This window comes from Endozoicomonas sp. ALC013 (assembly GCF_049310205.1).
Taxonomy (GTDB): Bacteria; Pseudomonadota; Gammaproteobacteria; order Pseudomonadales; family Endozoicomonadaceae; genus Endozoicomonas.
This window is the reverse complement of record NZ_JBLYNS010000253.1, coordinates 1-3,987: the sequence shown is the minus strand read 5'-3', so window position 1 is coordinate 3,987 and position 3,987 is coordinate 1. Positions and strand designations below refer to the sequence as shown.

The 3,987-nt window shown below is 51.1% G+C and carries 3 protein-coding genes; 2 read left to right on the top strand and 1 reads right to left on the bottom strand.

The genetic code is table 11. The features are described 5' to 3' along the window. Positions 1–420, top strand: a 420-nt coding sequence (locus ACO6V1_RS22725; RefSeq protein ID WP_422468757.1) for a hypothetical protein, incomplete at its 5' end; no start/stop codon positions are given. Positions 421–442: 22 nt separating this feature from the next. On the opposite strand, the gene ACO6V1_RS22720 is transcribed toward ACO6V1_RS22725, so the two are convergent. Beyond that, positions 443–1,639, bottom strand: coding sequence for an ADP-ribosylglycohydrolase family protein (locus ACO6V1_RS22720; protein ID WP_422468755.1), 1,197 nt, complete (start codon positions 1,637–1,639; stop codon positions 443–445). A 448-nt stretch (positions 1,640–2,087) separates the two neighbouring features. Between ACO6V1_RS22720 and ACO6V1_RS22715 the strand changes: the two genes are divergently transcribed. Next, a partial coding sequence (locus ACO6V1_RS22715; RefSeq protein ID WP_422468753.1) for an HD domain-containing protein occupies positions 2,088–3,987 on the top strand: 1,900 nt, incomplete at its 3' end.

Sequence of the window (3,987 nt, the reverse complement as noted above, 5' to 3'; positions counted from 1 at the left end):
CTGGCATTCGATGGATTATTGCAGAAAGATAATTACTCGAAATGTAACAATAAAGTGAAAGAGCTTACAGGTGTTTATGTTTTCAATGGTATTGATTTGAATCATGGCCGCCAGCTTCGCCCCCTTAAAAATCTTGATCCAAAAGATCCACATTCAATATATGCTGGTCAATTTAACGATGGCACGTTTTTCCTCCTGGCGTTGAATCCGACCCAGTGTGAAAGGCTTTTTAAAGCCGATTCTCACAATAATGTCGGGTACTGTGGTGAATCCTATCTCGCCCAGAGTGGCGGAGAAAACACTCATTCCCTCTATTGCGGAAAGACCTACAAAGAAGCATTAGAAACGTTTGAGTTGGCTTGTAAAGGTAGCGTTGTAGCTGACAACATCAGAAAAGTGCTGGGATTTGAGCCTGACTAAAAATGTAATCAGGCAATCTTTGCTAGTGATTTTGACTGGCTACCTCCCTTGCCAGGTTTTCCAGCTCGTCACCATTGCGTAATTCTTTTAACAGCCGTTGCGGTATATTGCTGATGCCGTTTATGGCTCCGGCGATGGCTCCGGTCAATGCTGCTCTGGCCATATTATTGCCACCGCCATTGCTGGCGGAGAGGGTAGCCATCTCAAAATCATTCGGTAACCGATACATCAGATAGTAAGCAGCGGGCAGCAAGTGCATAACCTGACAGTCCATACCAAAGAGATGACTGACGTACTTCGGCTCTGGAATACTGACCAGGTCCGGACGGCGGGCGATGCTACCATTGACCGGGGTTATGAAGCGGTCGAAGCCACCAACAACAGGGGCAATGGCAGGGTTACGAGCCATCGACTTCAGGTAATCTTCCAGCTCATCAACAGTGATGCCATTGATCAACGCCTGGATAACCAGACCGTAGACGATATGGTTACCCCTGACAAAGTGATCACGGTAAAACACCTGCAGCAGCTGGTCCGCTTCACGGGCAAAATGTTCAGGGTCGGAGATGGTGGCAGCAAGGGGAACGAGCAGCAATGCGCCGTCAGATGAATCGTTAGGCGGGACGAACGACCGCAGGTCGTTCCAGCCTATACCCCGGGCTCGATATTTCAGCAAGGCTCGGTGAAGGCTTTCGGTGTAACGACCTGAGAAGGCCTCCCCGCTGAGTGTGGCGTATAAGGTATCCAGACGCTGGAAGAAGTCATTGCCCACAAGCTGTTTTTTTTCATGCAGGCTCTCCAGCAACAACGTGTAAACCTGCCCTGTCTGGGAGAAATCACCAGCGCGTAATCCCTGTTCGTAGCGAAACCGGCTGACGTTGGCGAACCGGTGATCGCCGTCGGGTTTGGGGTCAACATAGTGGTCAACCCAGGTGCCGTGCTCCCTGTGCAGGGCGTCCATATCATAATACCACTGCGTCCCCAGCCCCAGTGCATCACCAATCAGTACACCCATGATGGCACCCGCGGCCCGATTGATTCTGGCCAGATCCTCAGGATCTGCTGGCGTGCTGATCGACTCGTTGTCAACAGCTTCAGCTGTGTTGTTTTCTGGCGTCTGGGTTGCTGTGGCAACGGTAGCCAGGGACAGAAGGATGAGTACCAGCCATCGTTTGATGACAATGTTTATGCTTCTGAAAGTAGCTATTTTTGCCAACATGAGTTACTCCCGTTACTGATGCATGGTTGCAATAAATTGGTGTTTACGGCTTTGTTCGTGCCCAGAATGAAAAGTTTTAACATTAACTCCAAGCATTTAACCTAACCATCAAGTTAGCAGGCCTGACGGAATCAAACAGAGCATCTTGCAGGTGCTCCTCAAATTTGAGCATGGATTGCCTGATGCTTTTTTGGACGGGAACTAATTATTGATCGATTGGTCAAATCCGTTATTTCATAAACTGCCCCGAATCTCCCATACGACCACAGGGATTTAGTAGTCAGGGCGACGCAGGATGCCAAAGCCGGGAACCTTGTCGCCCGCAGCGGCAAAAGACATGGGAGATCGGGAGCACGTTTATGAGATATCCGGGCTAAAAACTACAAAAATTTATGGCCGAATAATGCAGAAACTTTAAATGGGACCGGGAACGATAAAGGTGGACTCAATGATTAATTCGGCCAGCACCAGTAATTTGAACGCCCCTGATAAACAAATCCCTGTCGATGTTAATCTACCAGACGACAACGACAGACAATGCATGACGTTCACCAGAACGGTCCGGGTTAATGACAACATAATGCCCTCAGCTAACGTTCTTTCGAATACGTCTGAAAACATTTCCTCCAGTGATCAGTGCCCACCCGATCCCAAGATAACGGTTAGTAACGCCCATCGGATAATCAGTCTAACGGCTTTTGCCAAGCCGACGACGGCTGAAAGTGCATCGGTCCGCCATAACACCAAAATGGAAACGTCCAGCCTGCCAATAATCGACCAATCGTTTATCAAATCCATTGAGATTCCGGTAAAAACTGCCCTGCTTCAGGAATATCACCCATCCAGTTTTTTACCCCCCTCCCAGACCATAGCGCGTCTTATTCATGGCCTGCAGCACAGCTGCCGGAGTGCAATCTGGGCGCTGGCGATACTGCAACAACGCAAACAGCAACATGATCACCGAGCCCTGTCCTTTCCTGAACAACTGGTACCGTTACTGGTCAAGGCCTGTCTGTTCCATGATTCAGGCCGTGAAGGAGATGGAAAAGACACCTCTGAATGGGAGAAGACCAGCGGTGACAATTTGCAAGAGCACCTGCGTAACTGTGGCATTGAGCAGTCCCTGGCCTGGCAGTGCGGTGAAGCAATTCGCCACAAGGATTTTCCGGATGCCTGCCAGCACCTGCCCGGGGAGATACAGACACTGCGCAGTCTGCTCCATGATGCCGATACGCTGGAGGTTATGCGGGTCAGATGTTGTTTTTATATGGACAAGCTGGAGTGTTTTGTCGACTGCCAGGATGACCAACGCCGTGAAGCGTGGCGCTTTCTGGCCAGAGAGGTCTGTCAGGTGATTGCCAGCCAGGGCGATCTCTGGTACCCCATCGACTTGCTAGACAGCGCCAAAACAGCCAGACAGTTTTTCAGCCAAACCTCTACCCGGTGTGTAAACACGAAAAAGCAGTGGGAACACCATCCTTCGCCACTGGAATATCAGTTATTTACTATAGGCACGCAATCCGATTTCATCAGCAAGCTGATCACGCCTTTTACCGGTCACCCGGTGAAGCCAGAACCAGCCTTTTCCCTGGCCAGGCTGAACCGGCAGAGCGAGAGCGTGGGAGGGAGCAGGATTGGACAGCTGTATAATGACCCCGTTCAGCAACAGTGCTACTACATCAAAACGGCGGTCTCTGTGGAAAGCGCCCGCAATCAGGCACTGATGGCCAATCTCGCACGACTGCTGGGCGTTAATTCCCCCGTCACCTTTGCCCATCAGGAACAGGATTGCAGTTATGTGGTCAGTGAAATTCCCAGTGACTGGCCGGGTAACCTGAAAAGTGGGAAAGACCCTCTGCAATCCCTGCCTGCCAATCAGTGGGCCAGATTGTTACTGGTCAATACCATCGTTGGTAATGAAGCCATGGTCAATGAAGCCTGGGAGAACATTGAACTGACCCCGCAAGGGGAGCCGGTGATGTTGAACTGGGAGTTCGCCGGGATGGCCACACGCTATCCGTGTCCGGATAAACCAGAACCAGCCTCCAAAGAGGATGATTTTTCCTCCATGCCGTTGCTGTTGATAAAACTGCGGGATCCCCAGGCACCAGCAATGAACTCCCACGTTATCCACAACCCCTGCGTGGCTATTCTGTCACAATTGGACGATGAGCTGCTGGGGCAGACCCTGAAAGCGATACTGCGCGAAGTTGACTGGCAAGCTCTGGACCAAAAGGTCGAACACAGCGGTTTCCTGCCCGGTGACCGTAGCTGGTTACGGCAGACGATTCATGATCGAATCGCCTGGCTCACCACCCGATTTGCCAACAGCGTCGAGGCCGGAGAGC